The following is a 15,823-nucleotide window of genomic DNA, read 5'->3' as shown; positions in this document are numbered from 1 at the left end:
CCGGTCGTGCGGGTATTGCGCAACAGCTCCAGTGCTCCCTGCAGCTCGCTGCGGGCCGGGGGCGTGGTGCCGCTGCTCTACCTTCCCCAGACCATGGAGGAGTGTGTGCAGATCCTGCAGCGGCATCCCTCCATCCCCGTGCTTGGGCGGGGCAGCAATACCGTCCTTTCCGCGCGCAATCCGGTGCCAGCGCTCCTGGTGACCAGCCAGCTTGACCACATCAGCATCAGCGATGAAACCCTTGTAGCCAAGACCGGTACCATGCTGGCACGCCTTGCGACCCTGGCCGTACGTCAGGGCTATGGCGGGTTTGCACCACTGGCCGGTATTCCCGGCACCATCGGCGGTGCACTGGTGATGAATGCGGGCTGCTATGGCGTGCATATCAGCGATCGCCTGCTGTGGGTGGAAATCTGGCGGGACGGCGAGATCGTCTGCCTGCAGCGTCATCAGATGGAGTTCGGCTACCGCTGCAGCTTCTTTGATCCGGCCAGGGAAGTGATTCTGCGCGCCGCCTTCGACATCTCCCTGCGCGTCGATGAGAGCCAGCAGCTTCGCCAGTGTCTGGAGCGCAAGAAAGCCTCACAACCCACCAGCCTCCCCTCCCTTGGCTCCGTCTTTCGCAACCCCTCTGCTTCGGTGTCCAGCTGGCAGCTCCTGGAAAAGTGCGAGTTGAAGGGCATGCGGCTCGGCAGTATGCAGATCAGTGAAAAACACGCCAACTTTATCGTCAACCTCGAGCGCGGCAGCGCCTGGCCCGATGACTATGTCGTCCTGGCCCGTATGGCGGCCAACCGCGTATACCAGCGCACCGGGATACTTCTTGAGCCCGAATTCCGCTACCTCAGCAAGGCAGGGTACTTCCATGGAAAAGAAATTCTTTGACGACCTGCAGAAGCTCTACGACCTCTCCCACCAGCAGTACGTGAAACGGGCCAGCTGGTACCGGGTGCTGGACGGCGAGTTTCCGGCCCGTCGACAGCAGATAGACGCTTTTCTCACCTCCATTGACCTGGAACCAACCCGTGAGCACCGTCTGGCAATCCTCACCCGCCTGATCCACCTGCGCACCGATGCACTGGTGCAGGCCCTGAAGCAGGCCGGACACGATCAGCCCCACATCAACCGGGCGAAGGCCGAAGCCTATGCCTGGAGCGCCCGCCTTCACCAGGACGACCACCGGGCTCTGCTGGAACATGTGGACGAGCAGAAGCTGCTGACGCCCTACTACCGGGCTTTTCTGCACGGTGTGCATCGCACCGGCCTGGAGTTCAGCCACTGGCATCCCCAGTGGACGCGCCATATCATCGAAATCGTCAACCCCAGCCTAGAAGAGGAACACGGCTCGGAGGCCGTCCTGTGGCTGCGGGAGCAGGGACTGCTGGACCCGGGACATGACGGGGAAGAGGCCGACCGCTGCTACTCTGCGCTGGTGAAACAGGGACAGCAGTGGCACAGCCTCGCCTATGCCGAAGTGTTTCCCACCCAGATACAGCGCATTGTGGCCAGTCTGCACCAGTTTATGGATGAACTGGCCCGCAACACTGATGGGGTTTTCGGCCTGGAGCTTGTGCACCGGCATTATCTTCAGGCGCTGGTGGATGCTTTCAGCGAGCGCGATACCGCGCAGCTGGTCCGCCGCTGGGCCCATGTGGATCGCTGCTGGATGGCTGACAGCGGCCCGCTGCAGATCGGTCATCCCCTGGAATACTACGAGGATCACTACCGCAAGGCCGTGGCGCCGGAGTGGGATCTGCGTATGATCAATCCCGCCCTGCAGGAAGAAAATCATCGCCAGCAACAGGTGCAGGCGATGTTTGACCAGCTGAGCCAGCAACTGCAGGCCCATGGGCACCCAGCCATCAGGGCCAGCCAGGAAAACCTGCGCCGTACCCGGCTCTTTCTCGGCCGCCCCCTGCTCTACTATGGCTCCGACCTGGAAGGGCTCTTTTCGGCCCAGGTGGTTCCCAACGACGAGGTAATCAGTGCCAGCTGCGGAAAAAAAATATTCGCCTTTGCCGATATGGTGCTGGAGGCCCAGCGCAGCCGACCCTTTATGAAGATCCACCGCCTGGTTTATGGTGATGATTTTGAACAGCGCTTCCGCCACTACCTCTTCTGTCAGCCCGGTCAGTGGCACCAGGTGTACGACGCCCTGACTGTCGGCCACGAGTATGGCCATGTGCTCTGGATGGATGCCGAGACGGAAACCGCCATGAACCGCACGGGCAACTTCAAGAATATTGAGGAGTTCAAGGCCACCGCAGGGGGGCTGGTGACCCTCTTCGAGCAACAGGCTGACGATACGCAGCTGATCGCCCGCGCCGTCGATGACACCATCCGGCGCAGTGTCGGGCTGATTGCCTGGATGGAAAGCGATGAAGTACTGCCCTACTACGTGGAGGGCCTGCTGCACCTGCACGGCCTCTTTGCGAGCGGAATCCTGAGCTTTCAGGGCCAGCAGCTGCGCATCTGCACCGAGAGTGCCACCATTGGCACCCTTGTCAGCTGGTATCAGGACATCTACCGGCGCCTGGCACGGCACTACCTCGCAAAGCAGGACGCCATGGAGTTCCTGCAGGAATACGTCTGCCGGGAAGAAAAACGCCTGCTTCCCAGGCAGGAGCAGGCGCGCCGTTTCGTGGAATATTACTGGAAGCTGTACCAGGAATCAGGCTGCGTCGTGGACGATGAGGATCACCCCGATCGCTGGCGCGCACTGAGCCAGTAGCGAAGGAGGCACGCGTCGGCAGGCCCTATGAGCGACCCACCAGGGTGATGTTGCGCGCCTCGGGATTATCGCCGTTGGCTGCCTTGACCAGTTCAAATTCGAAAATCAGATTACGATCAGGCAGGTGGCGCGGATTGATGTCGGAAGCCAGGTTCGAATCGCGGAAGTAGGCCGTGCGGTAGGGCGAGTCCTCGCGACGGGAGTCGGTGATCCACAACCCGGAGCTGACCTTCTGCAGAAATCGCATGAAACCGAAGTTCTGGCTGTCATCGTGGTGGTAGCAGAAGCCTCGCACCCGCGAGCCAAGTTCTCCCCACTGATTGCTGCGGCGATCCACCGAGTCGATGGGCAGCAGGTTCGGAATCAGGTAGCCGGACATGAACATGTCGGACTCTTTTTTCAGATCCGACGAAATATTCTGGAACGCCATGGTCTCGACACGGCAGCCCTTGTTCTGCAGCGCCCGCACCACCTGCACAAAGTCGCCATCACCCGTGACCAACAGGACGCGGTCGAGGTTTTCCGACTGCAGCAGCGCGTCCACCGCCATGTCCAGATCGGCGTTGGCCTTGCCGAAACGGTTGCCGCTCTCATCCACATACCACTTCACCGGTTTTTCAATAACCTTGTAGCCGAAATCCCGCAAAATAGCGTAGAAGTTGGTCATTTTGTATTTGTAGGGGGCATCCTTGGAGGCGCGATCCACATCAAAACTGACATAGGCGTTCAGGCGTACCAGCTCAGCGCCATCGCGGCAGGCAAACTCCCGCAGCACTTCGTAGCGCATGCCGTAACCGCCATTGCGCACCAGGTTGGCCACATCAACATAGACACCCACCTTCGCGTTGGACTTGGAGAGCCCCGGGGGAATGTCGGAAGAAAAGCTCATCATTGCCATTATCTGTCCTTTCGGTGAAGTACATGAGTTATAGAAGCAGCCGTGCAGGAAAAGCAAGCAAAGAAAAACAGAAAAGCGCCGCATAATTCCTTGACAATCCCCCGTGCAGCCTGTATAGATACAAACCGTTTGGGGCTATGGCGCAGCTGGGAGCGCGCTTGAATGGCATTCAAGAGGTCGGGGGTTCGATCCCCCCTAGCTCCACCAAACCTACCACAAAAACCCTGACCGTTCGGTCAGGGTTTTTTGCTTTGGGCTGCAGGGTTTATGTCAGGAAATACCTCCTGAAGCAGTCGCAGAATCTCCTGGTCTCCCGTGATATACATCAGACCGAAGTACACCTGGAGGTCGTCCTGGCGCTCCAGCTTCCTCACATCGGAGTAGGGGGCATCGGGGTGGGCCATGAAGAGGTCAGCCTCCGCCATTTCTTTCAGCAGTTCCTGCAGGTTTTCGTGTAACTCGGCATCGGTGCGGCCCCACAGCAGAACAGGCACCAGTATGCTCCCTTCTTTGGGGGTGATCGCCAGCTGCAGCTCGCGGGCCAGCGCCATCAGCTCATCGGCCTCAAGCCAGGCTTCCTGGGGGGCAATACTGCTCTCATCCTCGGTTATGGGTGCAGACTCCCGATGCACCTGCTCGGGTGTGCGGCCGGAAACCCCACCACCCTGCCCTGACGGGCCGACGCGGGTATCGTAAAATTCGATACTGATATGCTGGGGCGGGTTGCGCATGCTGGCGATGAAAGCCGCGTCAAGCAGATCCGACAGGGTCTGGGCTTCCATGGGCAGATTGCCCGTGAGCGACTGTGCCATCATGAGAAGTTCACGGGCACCGTCCTGGCGGAGAGCTCCCATCAGCTCACGTATCTCCGTGGCGTCGAGCTGGCCACCGGTTCGCGTATCGTAAAAGGCTACGCCGATATAGCGGGGGGGAATCTGCATGTTCGCCGTCACCCCGGCGTCAAAAATCCGGCCGATGGTTTCGCCGTCAAGCTGCCCCTGGCTTTCCATCAGAATGCGCGCCGCGTCAAAGGGGCTTGGCGCGTTCTCGTCCGACAGGCTGAGTGGCGCACCGGCAAGGAGCGTAAGGACGAGGGTGCTTATACGTAAGAGTGCTTTCATATTTCCTCCTGTCATTCAGGAATTGGTACCATATGGAGTGCCGGAGACAAAGCAAAAGATGCTCCAGCCGACTACTGGCCACGCTCCAGAAGGTTCAGAGCCAGATCCGGCCGGTCAGTGACCAGCGCGTCGATATTGCGGCGGGAAAGTCTCTGCAGTTCCTCTGTTTCATTAATCGTCCAGGCTGCCACAAAGATGTTGCGACGCTGTGCGTTGGCGATAAAGCGGCTGGTGGTCAGGGGAAAGCGCCCCACATGGGAGGGCACGAAGAAGGCCTCGCTGCGGGGCGTATATGCCTGCGCGCTGAACAGGGAATTGAGCAGGACAAAGGTAGCCACTTCCCGTTGAATGGCTCCTGTGGCGACGGTCGGATAGCGCTGACGGAATGCCTGCATGACCGCCGGGGAAAAGCTGGCCACCAGGGTGCGCTCCGCGCGACCATAGCGCAGAATAAGCTCTCCCACCGCTTCCACCATGTCCGGTTCCACCTGCTTGATCTCAATGACCATCGGCACGTGGGGGAATTCCCGGAAAACCTCTTCCAGCGTCGGGATGGTCACATTGTGCCGACGCCAGGGGAAGGTCTGCGGAGAATGCCATGGCGAAAAATGATAACCGGCATCCAGGCTCTGAATCTGCTGTCGGCTCAGGGAGCTGACACTGCCGGACCCATTGGTGGTGCGATCGACGGTACTGTCGTGAATGACCATTGGGACGCCGTCAGCACTCATATGCACATCAAACTCCAGGCCGTCCACTCCCAGGGTCACGGATTCGCGGAATGCCAGCAGGGTGTTTTCCGGCCACAGGAGTGCTCCACCGCGATGGGCAATCACCGCCGGGCGATGCTCCAGGATCGTGAAAAAGGTGTGCTCCCGCGCAGGTTTTGCCAGCTGCGCCACCAGCACCAGAACCACCAGCAGTATCGCCAGGCCACCCGCCAGAGCTGTCAGGATCATGGTTTTTCTCCCCATGCGCGCCTCCTGATGTCGATGTTTCCGAAAAAGGAGGATACTTGTGATGCGCCAGTGTGCCCCATGGAGACCGTTCTGGCAATGGAAATCAAAAGGGCGGGAAGCGGAAAGAATATGAAAGTTAGATAAACCAAAGAAAGATATTGACAATAAGTAACCGTCAGGTTAGAAAAGAGTTTATGAATGTATGCAGATTGTCAAATCCGGAGTTTCCACTCCTGAAAGTTCTGAAAGGTCCAATTGTGGATCATGGCAGAGCGCGGAGCCCGATAGCCATGCTGCAAGAATCCCTGAGAAAGACCCATCTTTTTGCTCCCCTGTGTCCGGATGAGCTGGACATGCTGACAGCAGGGGCTGCTCCCGTTCATCTGACATATAACTCCCACCTCTTTCACATCGGCGAACAGCTTGATGCCTACTATTGGGTAGCTTCTGGCCGGTTGCGGCTCTACCGCATGACCCATGAGGGTGAAGAGAAGGTGTTCCATCTGCTGGGCGAGGGAGATCTGGTGGCGGAAACCATTATGTTTGCCCCTCAGTGCCGCTCTCCCCTTTCAGCTGTGGCCATTACCGAGTGTCTGCTGTTTCGTCTCGCGCGGGAGCACCTGCTCGCGTTGGTGGATCAGTCTCCACCCTTTGCCCGTCACCTGCTGGAGGAGATGTCGGCGCGGCTGTATCAGGCAGTGAATCGCATTGATCAGCTGACCGTCAATAACGCCAGCCAGCGCCTGGTGCTGTATCTGATAGAACTGTACCAGCAGCAGCAGAATCTCTCTCTGAAGCTTCCCGTCAACTGTCGCACCCTGGCCCGCCAGCTCAGCGTCACGCCTGAAACCATTTCGCGCCTGCTGAAATTCTTCAGGCGCGAAGAGCTGATCTGCGTCAAAGGGGATACCTGGGTTCTGCATGACCTTGATCGCCTGTGTGCCGTGGTCCATCTGCCGCTTCCCGCACACACGGACACGGGTAACCACGCTGATATGCAGGGCAACCTCTTTCGCTGCTGCAATTTCCGTTGAGCAACGCAGCGGTGTGGCGTGAGGTGAGCAGCAGCCCGCTGTTCTTTATTGTCTTGCTGAGCGCGTTGTTGTTGATTGTCGGCCTGTTGCCCGAAGGCGGCAGGCCCTGGCTGGCCTACGATCGCCACGCCATCGAATCCGGCCAGTACTGGCGGCTGTGGAGTGCCCATGTGGCACACCTGACCCTCTGGCATCTCCTGCTGAACCTGGCCGGCTGGCTGCTCCTCCTGGGTATCTTCCGTGATCTGCTCAATACAGGTCTTCTCTGGCTGTGGTTTCTGATCAGTGCTCCCATGGTGAGCCTGCTGCTCTATCTGCGGGATATCAGCCTGGGGGGCTATGCTGGTCTCTCGGGGCTGCTCTACGGTTTACTGAGCGCCTGCCTGTTCATCGGTTGGCGGCGGAACCCGATCCTGCACAGTCTGGCGCTGATTCTGCTGGCCATACGACTGCTGTGGGAACAGCAGCCAGGCTATGACACCGGATACCTGGAGGCCTGGATCGCCGGGCAGGTGCATGTCAACGCGCATCTCTACGGAGCGATGTGCGGGGGGGTGCTGGCGGCGATCGTAGCCTGCCGGTCTTTCTTGCGGACACCTCGTCCATGATGCACCACCGGCACTCCCCCGCCATGCATCAGCGCTCCGGTTTCACCACGACCAGCAGCATCTTGAAGCGGTTGATGGCTTCCAGGCCGTGGGGGATCGTCGCGGGCATAACCACCGCCTGTCCAGCTGACGCTTCCATGGTCTGATCCGCAATGGTGATGCGGGCGCGGCCATCGAGAATATACACAAAGGCATCCCCCGAAGCAGCGTGGGTGCTGATGCGCTCCCCCTCATCAAAGGCGAACAGCGTCATGGTGACGGCGGGTTTCTGGGCGAGGGTGACACTGACAACACGACCCTGCTGATACTCCACCTGGGAAGCCAGCATGACACTCTGACTGAAGGCAATGTTCTTGATTAATTCCTGGGACATAAGATTCTCCTTTGTGGATATGGGTGAGCCCGGGGAAGCCGGACGCAAAGCAATGGCAGACAGCGATTATGGTCGGGGCGATAACGTGGGTCTGATGCTGGAGACAAAGGCCTCCAGCATCAGCTCGTCTTTTTGGGTAAGGCGGCCGTCGTAACTGAAGTTCAGCCAGGGCAGGCCCGCCGCCCTGGCTGAAGCGCCGCTGAGCAGGCTGGTGATGATGCCGGTGTTCTCATACATGCCGCTGAAGTGCATGACGGCGTTCATGCCCTGCTGGCGCATCAGCTTTGGCTTGCCCGTGCGGTGCTGGGCCAGGCCGGCAAAGAAATACTTCAGCCCTGGATCTGCGTTTCGCACAATCTGCTCCGGCTGAATGAAACAGCGGTGGGAACCCGCAACCCGTTTGCCGTAATTGCGGTACAGGGCCGCCGCCGCGCGGTAGTGACCTGTCAGGGTCAGGTACCTGCGTCCCTCCTTTTTGGCCGCGCTTTCCTGGCGTTTTATCAGCAGGTGGGTCAAGAGCAGCTCCGATACGGCAGGACGATACAGAGTCGCTCCCAGCCGATGCAGACGTTCTTCCACTTCAGCCATGAGTCCGCGGTTGCAAAGGGCCCAGGGCTCACCCACCAGGCCGATGGAAATGTTCTCCGGCTGGGCATACAGGGCCATGACCGATGCCAGGTTGTTGGCCTTGTCTGTATCGCGAAACCACACCTCCAGGGTGTCCAGGGCGTGATGGTAGAGCTCCAGAGCCTCTATATCAGCCGCAGTGTGTCCGCCACAGCGGCTCAGCAGATACTCCAGCCAGTCCACCGCCAGAAGGCGCTCAAAGATCCCCCTGCTGTCACCGCCCCAGGAGGAACCGGAACCCAGCATGTCTTCCAGAAAGGGAGTCAGCACTGCCTGTGTCTGGCCGGCCTGCAGCAGTTCCCGCTGCAGCAGCTGTCCATACAGACCATGGGCCTCTGCGCCTTCTGTCGCGGGCACCACGAAAGCAGTTGCGGAATCTGGATGACGCTCCAGGTAGGTGAAGACATCTCCCAGCAAGGCGACCATGGTGAAGTATTCCTTGGAAATACTGAACTGACGGCCACGGGAGAGGGATGTGGCTGTGGTCTGGGGTAACACTTCCACGCGGTACCCCTGCTGGCCCAGGTACTGAGCGGCGATTCGGGAGTAGCTGCCCCAGTTGGGCAGGAGCAGGGTTGCCGCTTCTTCCGACGCGGGTTTCAGCCGGGTGCTGGTGGCTGAGGAGAGTCTCTGCGGGGGAGTTGACTGCTGGTTTGCGGAGTCAAGGCTGTTGAGGAAAGCTTCGAGTCGGGTCTGAATGCCGACACCAGAGCTGTGCTCGTCCACTTCTATATGCAGGTAGGGCTTGCCCTGCATCTCCTGCTGTACAAAGTGGCTGATAATCGTATCGGGGCCGCATCCGTGATTCGTGAGATACACCGCGTACAGATTGGGTGTATTGCGGATGATCTGGGCCGCCGCAAGCACATGCTGGCCGAAGGGCCAGTACATATTGGGGTAGTCGTCGTTGATGTCGTAGTGGTGTACGGGCAGGACATCCATGGGAATGACACGGCAGCCCATCTGATGGAGCTTCCGGGGAATCTGCATATTCAGTACCGGGTCCATGACACCATAGGGCCGGGTCATCAGGACGAAGACCTTTTCGCTGGCGCTGATTTTGCTGAGGTACTCACGTCCCATGGCTTCCAGGCCACTGTCAAAGGCGGTGAAGACCTGGAAAGCCTTTTTCACCCCACGAATGGTGTTGGGTGGGCTGCTGCCAAGCTTCAGGCCGAGCTTGACGAAAGTCTTCATCATGTACAGCTTGCCGAACTTGAAAGAGAGGGTGGGATTCAGCAGTTCGACACCGCGCTGCTCAAGATTCATGGCCAGTTTGACGGTGAGTGCCGCCTGCTGCATGAAGGCGCAGGGATAGTCCTGTCGGGTGCGGGATACTGGATGTTTCATGGTGACCACATTGGGCAGAAACACATAATCCACGCCCTGCTCCAGAAGATCGGCCACATGACCGTTAATCAGCTTGACCGGGAAACAGGCCTCTTCAAAGCTGTACTCCTGGCTCGCCTTGACAATCGTCTCATCGGTGGCGCGCGAGAGGATGACGGTATACCCGAGGTGGGAGAAGAGGGTGCGGAACATGGGGAACATCTTGTGGATAAAGAGCACCCTGGGAATGCCGATGGTCTTGTGCCCCGGTACCCTGGCGGGGGCATAGCCGGCCAGATAGCGCTGGGTGCGCAGGGCAAAGAGCTCGGGCTCAGCCGGGCTGGCGGCATTGGCGGGGGAGCCGGCCTGTGCCGGGTGCTCTGGCGATGATACGGCGGCAGCTTTTGGTGATGCGAGTGGTCGCTCAGGCAGAGCAGGAAACCCGATGAAGTGGCTCTGACGGATTCCCGCATCCATCACCAGCAGAGCAGCGCCAATACAGCCGGTGATACCGGCATGGGGCACCGCCGTTACCGCTTTGCCGGTCAGTTGACGCAGGGCTGCCACAACGCCCGTGTTGTGGGCAACCCCTCCCTGGAAGACGATGCGTTCTCCAACCTGCTTGCCACCGGCCACCCGGTTCAGGTAATTGGCGGCCACACCGTAGCACAGCCCAGCCACCAGGTCGTTAAGGAGGGCTCCCTGCAGCAGGCGTGTACTCAGGCTCGACTCCATGAATACCGTACAGCGCTCGCCAAGATGCTCCGGGCGAGAGGACGTCAGGGCCAGCGCGCCCATCTGTTCCACGGGAACTTCCAGTTTGCGGGCCTGCTCTTCCAGGAACGAGCCGGTACCCGCGGCACACACCTTGTTCATCTCAAAGTCGATGACAGCTCCGTGCTGGAGGCGGATGAACTTGGAATCCTGGCCGCCTATCTCGATAACGGTGTCGGCACTCGGATCATAGGCTTTTGCTGCCCGCGCCTGGGCCGTGATCTCGTCACGCACCAGATCTGCGCCCACAAATTCGCCCGTCAGGTAGCGACCGGAGCCGGTGACCCCGACCCCCAGAACCGCCGCTGTTCCGACACTCTGCTCCAGCTCCAGAAGGCCCGCTCGCACCACCTCCAGGGGCCTGCCGGCAGTGGGCAGGTAGCGAAAGTCCAGCAGAACGCCCTCATGGCTGAGAAGGGCGACATTGGTACTGGTGGAACCGACATCAATGCCCAGGTAGACTCCGGAGGCGCGCAGGGTTTCCAGGGCAGCTCCGGTGGGCAGTGTTGCGGCACCTGCGCCTGCGCTGTCCTGCCAGCTGAGTGGGGGCCAGCCGGAAGTGCGAATAGCAGCGTTCCGTTGTTCCAGCTGCTCCAGGACGTTTATCAGTGTTTCAAATCCCATGGCAGCGCCTGCATCGCTGGCCGCCTGGAGCGCCGCGCCATAGGCCCCGGTTAGCGCGCATTCATCGGGAACCAGCAGGGGTTCATCCAGTTTCAGGACTTCAGTCAGGGCCTGTACCATGGCGCGGTTGCGGGCGACCCCGCCCACAAAGGCGACCGGCGTGCGCACTTCATGTTTCTTGATGACACTGCCCTTGAAGGTACGCGCCACCGCGTAACACAGGCCGACCAGAATGTCGTGGATGCTGGCGCCCTCCTGTTGCAGGTGAATGATATCGGTTTTGGCAAAGACACTGCAACGCCCGGCGATGCGCGGAATCCGGGCGTAATGCTTGAGCGCCTCCTGGTAGCACTCCAGCTCCAGGTCCAGACGCTGGGCCTGATGCTCCAGAAAGGAGCCGGTGCCCGCCGAGCAGTCACTGCTCATGTCAATGCGGACGCCCTCGTCAGTGAAGCGCAGCAGCTTGGCCTCCTGGCCCCCCATTTCCAGCAGGGTATTGACCTGGGGATACCTGGTGGCCGCCCAGGTGCTCTGGCAGGAGAGCTCACTGTAGGAACTCACCTGTCCCTCCTGCAGGCGTCTGCTGCCGCTGCCGGTGGCGCCGATCTGCGCAATACCGACGTGAAGCGCCCGGGGAACCGTCTGCAGTCCGCGGCGCAGGGTTTCCTGAGGTTTGCCGTGGTGCAGGGCATACCAGGTGAACTCTGCTGTACCGCTGTGGTCGATGATGACGATTTTGACGGCTGTTGAGCCGATATCCATACCCAGAATCCGGTGATTCATGGTGTCCTCCGGTGGTGAATTCGATGGCGAAAAAGTTCATGTCGGCAGGCGAAGGATTCCTCCACATCGCCCATCTCCGCGCGAAGTCGCTGTCGCAAAGCTTCTGTATTCACGGCGCTTCCGGGCTGATCACTGTCCGTGGCAGGCGCCAGGGTGTGGCGGAAGCTCTCGAATACCGGTTGATAGGCAAAGACGGCGATTTCGTCTGCCAGCGCCAGCGCCTCCTCGGGATCATGGGTGACCATGACCGTGGTGGGCTGGTACTGACGAAACAGCTGCAGAAAAAGTCGATGCATTGCGTTGCGGGTCGCGACATCAAGAGCCTGGAAGGGCTCGTCCAGCAGCAGAATATCCGGGCTGAGGGCAAAAGCCCGGGCCAGGCTGACTCGCTGACACATCCCACCGCTGAGTTCATGGGGATAGCAGTGGGCGTCCTGCTCAAGTCCGGTCTGGTGAAGCAGCTGCAGGGACAGGTGGCGCCGCTGTTCGCGTTCCAGGCGATTGAGCAGCACATATTCGATATTTTCCCGGGCCGTTTTCCAGGGCAGCAGGCGAGGCTCCTGAAAGACACAGCTGAGGGTGCAGGCGCGGACGGGCTGCCCCCGATGGGAAATGGAACCGGCCTGGGGCTGGTGTATGCCGGCAATCAGCTTGAGCAGCGTCGATTTGCCAACACCGGATTTTCCCAGGATGGTGGTAAGGCATCCCGGCGACGCAGTGAAGGAGAAGTCCTGAAATACCTGTCTGCCGCCATAACCAAAGTCGATATTCAGGACTTCCATGCCGGAATCCTTCCAGCCCGGGTACACCTGCTCAGGCCCTGAAAGAGCAGCTCCGTCGTGATACCCAGTGCGACGATCACCAGGGTCCAGGCCAGCACCTCATCGGTGGCCAGCTGCAGACGTGCCCAGCTCAGAGCGGCACCGGCTCCGTCCTGGCTGCTGAAAAGTTCTGCCATGACGATGGTTTTCCAGCTGATACCGATGCAGATGGAAATAGCCGCCGACACAAAGGGCCACAGAGCGGGTATCGCGATGTCGCGGATGACATACCGGCGACGGACCCGGAAAACCCGCGCCATCTCCAGCAGTGTGCCGGGAATCTGTTGAGTGCCCTGAATTGCATTGAGCACGAATATCGGGAAGGTTGCCACCACGACCACAAAGATGGGGGCGCCGTGGGTGGAGTCAAACCAGAGAACGGCCAGGAGGATCCAGGAAATCGGCGGAGTTGTCTGCATAGTGATTATCAAGGGGCGGCAGAAACCGGAAATCCGCCTGCTGATGCCGATGGCGCAACCCAGGGCCGTTCCTGCCGTCAATGACAGCAGGAAGGCCATGGCAACCCGCTGGCCGGTGACAGCCAGTTCCGGGAAAAGCCTGCCCTGGGCACTCAGACGCTCAAGGGCGCTCCAGGTCTGTGCCGGTGAAGGCAGAATAACCGGAGAAACCTGAGTGGAAACCGCCCACCAGATCAGCACCGCCGTAGCGATGGACAGGCTTCCCATCAGGAGCATGTTAGGGTTGATAGTAGAAGTGTTCACCTGGAAGACTCTCACCAAGTATAGTTGATTCCCTTTCCATCAGGGTCAGAAAGTACTGTTCCACAGCCGGGCGCGCCTGGGCTGCCGTTTCAGCCCGCAGAATCACCTTATCCAGTGAACTCCTGATGATAGCGGGGTTCATCGCGAAGCGCCGTGCGATAATGGCGGTAGACGCATCGGGGTCCTGCATCACCTGGCGGGTTGCTTCGGCATAGGCGCTCAGGAAGCGTTCCACCTCCGCTGGATTGGCCCTGGCCCACTCAGCCTGCACCACGATTCCCGCCTGGGGCAGGGGTTGGCCGAAGCGCTTTTCCCAGTGGTCATGGAAGTCCATCAGCTCGTGCAGCTGCCCCTGCATATGCATGCGCAGACCACTGAGCGCTGGCTCTGGCAGAACCGCGTGGCTGGCGCGACCAGCGATGACAAGCTGGGCAATTTCCTGGGGCGTGCCATAGTGCAGGCGAACCTGATCCAGGAGAGCCGCTTCTTCCAGGAAAAAGCGCGTCAGAACATCGGGTGGACCGCCCCGGTACGCCACATGCAGGGTTTTGCCTGCCAGGTCGGAAAGCTGGCGCACCTCGGTGTCGGTGGTGACCATATACACCGCACCCCAGGTGTTGACGTTGATCAGCTGAATGGGGAGCTGTTGTGCCAGCTTGGCGCCCACATTGAGGGGCACCGCCGTGAAGTGGGCTTCGCGCTTCTGCAGGCTGCTCACCAGCTGCTCAAGCGTGTCCCAGGTGCGGATATCAAGGGGAATCTGCCTGTCGGAGGACGCCTCCATCAGCAGTGCCGGATAGGCAGGTGGCGATTTGGGAGTCAGGAAGACGATGGTACCGGGAGCCTCGGAAGGCAGGTCACTGCCCGGTGAGCATCCACTGAGCACAGCCAGCAGAACCAGCAGGAGCAGGGAGAGAACGGGAAGGGGTCGCAGGTCTTTCATGGGGCCTCCCTGGGGAATCGATGGTGTGTTACAAGGCGCATCAGCCACAGGAGCACCAACCCCGGCAGTATCCAGCCAAAGCTGCCACCTTCGTCACGGCTGATGTTGCCGAGCGTATTGCGGGTCGGGGCAATGGCAGCACTGATGCGATCAGGGTCTTCGGGATTGAGGTCGCGCAGGCTGCCGACACTGAAGGTGACCTCCAGGGTAGAGTCGTCAAGGCGCAGCCAGTCGTGGCTCGGCATAAGGGTGAAGTCGGAGCCGCCACCGGCCAGACGCTCTTCACTGTAGAGCAGCATCTGGTCAGCAGGGGGTAATTTCACGGAAAATTCGAACTGCACCGTTACCCGGTCAGGGGTCTCCTGGCCAGGATGATAGGGCAGGGCGGCAAAGCGAATCTGTCCATAGGGGTACTCCAGACCGGCAGCACCCAGGAACGATTTGAGTGCCTCCGGGTTTTCGGCGGGATTGCCTTCCCGCACCATTAACCCAGCGCTGACATCGGCCAGCCGCCAGTTTTCAAAGACACGCAGGTTGACGTGCTCGCCGGTATAGCCGCCCCCCGAACCGCCCCCTGTATCCTGACCCGCGTCATCTGTACCGTCCATCCAGGGGCAGAAGCTCTCTTCCGTGGCTGAACTGCCCCCCATTCCCGGCACACTTCCCAGCAGGCCGAGATTGGCAGCCAGCTGCGGGTTATGGGCGGCATCGCCAGGCTCCAGAGCGTCGATAATGCCATCGCCATCGCTGTCCAGAGGGTTGGCCAGGTCGGGCCCCAGCTCATCCACATCGTCAATACCGTCGCCGTCCGTATCACGCAGATTGGGATTGAGCCCCAGATCCAGCTTGACGCTGTCCGCAATACCGTCACCACTGCTGTCGCCGCCAACCAGTCGCGCCCAGCCGTTCATCTGCGGCTGTACGGTCATGGGAAAAACTCCCACAATCTGGGTTCCCGGCACTCCGTCCTGGCTGCCATCACTTTCGCGGTCGAGGGTGGTGATGCAGAGTTCGTTGCCCTGGCGCTCAACCCGAAAGGTCGTTGTGGTTTCGGTGCGCGGATTGCCTACGTTTGGGTTGAATATCTGAAAGCCATGCTCCACGGTGTAGGTGCCATCGCCATTGTCCTGAAACCAGACAATATTGTGATCGGGACTGGTGTTGCCGATATCCTGCACCTCGTAGTCGAAGCCCACGGTGAGGGTGGTTCCCTGGAATTCGCCCCCTCCTTCTCCGGAGCCATCCTCAAAGAGATCGAAGTACCAGTACCAGGGAACGGACTTGATCCCTCGGCCCAGCACAATGGCGTTCTGGGCGCTGCAGGTTCCGGGGCAACCCCACATGGTGATGCGGTATTCGCCCTCATAGAGACCGGAAATGCCCGGTGTGCCGGTCTGGGCCATGGCGGAAAGGCTCAGCAGTGTCGTGCCGGCCAGGATGAAAAGAAGCCGTCTCATGAAAAATTCTCCTGCATGG

13 protein-coding genes and 1 tRNA gene are annotated in these 15,823 nt (G+C 60.0%); 5 read left to right on the top strand and 9 right to left on the bottom strand.

Translation table 11 applies throughout. The features are described 5' to 3' along the window. Window positions 1–6 precede the first annotated feature (6 nt). Window positions 7–885, top strand: coding sequence for a UDP-N-acetylmuramate dehydrogenase (gene murB / locus ACZ46I_RS00780; protein ID WP_464281136.1), 879 nt, complete (start codon window positions 7–9; stop codon window positions 883–885). Continuing rightward, window positions 866–2,731, top strand: coding sequence for an invasion protein CiaB (ciaB, locus tag ACZ46I_RS00775; protein WP_464281135.1), 1,866 nt, complete (start codon window positions 866–868; stop codon window positions 2,729–2,731). Before murB ends, ciaB begins: the two co-directional genes overlap by 20 nt. Window positions 2,732–2,756: 25 nt before the next feature. On the opposite strand, the gene ACZ46I_RS00770 is transcribed toward ciaB, so the two are convergent. Then, entirely contained in the window at window positions 2,757–3,629 is an 873-nt protein-coding gene (locus ACZ46I_RS00770) for a LabA-like NYN domain-containing protein (RefSeq protein ID WP_013505290.1), read from the bottom strand. A 131-nt stretch (window positions 3,630–3,760) separates the two neighbouring features. On the opposite strand from ACZ46I_RS00770, the gene ACZ46I_RS00765 reads away from it, so the two are divergent. Further along, a tRNA-Ala gene (locus tag ACZ46I_RS00765) sits at window positions 3,761–3,836 on the top strand. Window positions 3,837–3,865: 29 nt separating this feature from the next. Here ACZ46I_RS00765 and ACZ46I_RS00760 read toward each other — a convergent pair. After that, on the bottom strand, window positions 3,866–4,750 hold the full coding sequence (locus ACZ46I_RS00760; protein ID WP_464281134.1) for a hypothetical protein: 885 nt from the start codon (window positions 4,748–4,750) through the stop codon (window positions 3,866–3,868). A 71-nt stretch (window positions 4,751–4,821) separates the two neighbouring features. After that, the gene (locus ACZ46I_RS00755; RefSeq protein ID WP_464281133.1) at window positions 4,822–5,724 is read right to left on the bottom strand and encodes a glycerophosphodiester phosphodiesterase; all 903 of its coding nucleotides are present in this window, start codon (window positions 5,722–5,724) and stop codon (window positions 4,822–4,824) included. Between the two features lie 275 nt (window positions 5,725–5,999). On the opposite strand from ACZ46I_RS00755, the gene ACZ46I_RS00750 reads away from it, so the two are divergent. Together ACZ46I_RS00750 and rrtA are read left to right on the top strand one after the other, a co-directional pair. Beyond that, window positions 6,000–6,743 carry a Crp/Fnr family transcriptional regulator gene (locus ACZ46I_RS00750; RefSeq protein ID WP_464281132.1) on the top strand — a complete coding sequence of 248 codons (744 nt, stop codon included), beginning with the start codon at window positions 6,000–6,002 and terminating at the stop codon, window positions 6,741–6,743. A 23-nt stretch (window positions 6,744–6,766) separates the two neighbouring features. Beyond that, on the top strand, window positions 6,767–7,351 hold the full coding sequence (rrtA, locus tag ACZ46I_RS00745) for a rhombosortase (protein ID WP_464281131.1): 585 nt from the start codon (window positions 6,767–6,769) through the stop codon (window positions 7,349–7,351). 28 nt (window positions 7,352–7,379) lie between these two features. Here the strand turns inward: rrtA and ACZ46I_RS00740 are convergent, their stop codons facing one another. The 6 genes from ACZ46I_RS00740 to ACZ46I_RS00715 all read right to left on the bottom strand — a co-directional run bounded on the left by ACZ46I_RS00740 (window position 7,380) and on the right by ACZ46I_RS00715 (window position 15,804). Then, window positions 7,380–7,724, bottom strand: a complete 345-nt coding sequence (locus ACZ46I_RS00740) for a cupin domain-containing protein (protein WP_464281130.1) — start codon at window positions 7,722–7,724, stop codon at window positions 7,380–7,382. Between the two features lie 66 nt (window positions 7,725–7,790). Further along, window positions 7,791–11,861: an acyl-CoA dehydratase activase gene (locus ACZ46I_RS00735; protein ID WP_464281129.1), complete on the bottom strand. Its 4,071-nt coding sequence runs from the start codon at window positions 11,859–11,861 to the stop codon at window positions 7,791–7,793. Continuing rightward, complete coding sequence (locus ACZ46I_RS00730) at window positions 11,858–12,643, bottom strand: ABC transporter ATP-binding protein (RefSeq protein ID WP_464281128.1); 786 nt, start codon at window positions 12,641–12,643, stop codon at window positions 11,858–11,860. Before ACZ46I_RS00730 ends, ACZ46I_RS00735 begins: the two co-directional genes overlap by 4 nt. Next, window positions 12,631–13,404 (bottom strand): ABC transporter permease, encoded by a 774-nt coding sequence (locus ACZ46I_RS00725; protein WP_464281127.1) that lies wholly within the window; start codon window positions 13,402–13,404, stop codon window positions 12,631–12,633. Before ACZ46I_RS00725 ends, ACZ46I_RS00730 begins: the two co-directional genes overlap by 13 nt. Continuing rightward, window positions 13,379–14,347 carry an ABC transporter substrate-binding protein gene (locus ACZ46I_RS00720; protein ID WP_464281126.1) on the bottom strand — a complete coding sequence of 323 codons (969 nt, stop codon included), beginning with the start codon at window positions 14,345–14,347 and terminating at the stop codon, window positions 13,379–13,381. The genes ACZ46I_RS00725 and ACZ46I_RS00720 overlap by 26 nt, the downstream gene beginning before the upstream one ends. Next, window positions 14,344–15,804: a hypothetical protein gene (locus ACZ46I_RS00715; RefSeq protein WP_464281125.1), complete on the bottom strand. Its 1,461-nt coding sequence runs from the start codon at window positions 15,802–15,804 to the stop codon at window positions 14,344–14,346. The genes ACZ46I_RS00720 and ACZ46I_RS00715 overlap by 4 nt, the downstream gene beginning before the upstream one ends. Between the last annotated feature and the right edge of the window lie 19 nt (window positions 15,805–15,823).

This window comes from Desulfurispirillum alkaliphilum (assembly GCF_055378285.1).
The sequence above is the reverse complement of the archived record's forward strand: the minus strand, read 5'-3'. Positions and strand labels throughout refer to the sequence as shown.